This is a genomic window from Kocuria sp. CPCC 205263, assembly GCF_040981075.1.
GTDB lineage: Bacteria > Actinomycetota > Actinomycetes > Actinomycetales > Micrococcaceae > Kocuria > Kocuria rosea.
The window spans coordinates 1-569 of record NZ_JAVKPV010000066.1 but is presented as its reverse complement, the minus strand read 5'-3'; the positions used below and the strand labels follow the sequence as shown (position 1 = coordinate 569).

Here is a 569-nt window from a genome sequence, read left to right as displayed (position 1 = left end):
TTCGGCCGGGTCGTGACGCACCCGGTCTTCGTCGCGGTGAACTTCGCCGGCTCCATCGTGGTCTTCTACTGCACCCCGCTGTTCCACTTCACCCTGCACTACCACGTGGGGCACGTGTTCATGATCACGCACTTCCTGATCACCGGATACCTGTTCATGCTCGTGCTCATCGGGACCGACCCGATCCCGTACCGGCCCGGCCACATGATGCGCCTCGTGCTGCTGCTGGCCACGATGGTCTACCACGCCTTCGTGGGCGTGGCCCTCATGGGCTCGGACACGCTGCTGCAGGCCTCCTGGTTCGGCAACACCGGCCGCGACTGGGGGCGCACCGCCATCGAGGACCAGCAGTTCGGCGGGGCCCTCATGTGGGGGATCGGCGAGTTCCCCACCGTCGTCGTCGCCGTGGTCGTCGCCGTGCTGTGGGCGATGGCCGGCGCGAAGGAGAACCGCCGCGTGGACCGCCAGGCGGACCGCACGGACGACGCCGAGCTCAGGGCCTACAACGAGATGATGGCGGGGCTCGCGGATCGCGACGACCGCACTGCCCGCCGCTGAAGCCACCGACC

1 protein-coding gene is annotated in these 569 nt (G+C 68.5%); it reads left to right on the top strand.

Features of this window, described 5'->3' with window-relative positions:
• On the top strand, positions 1-558 hold a 558-nt coding region (locus RF647_RS19155; protein ID WP_368813120.1), incomplete at its 5' end, for a cytochrome c oxidase assembly protein.
• Positions 559-569 lie beyond the last annotated feature (11 nt).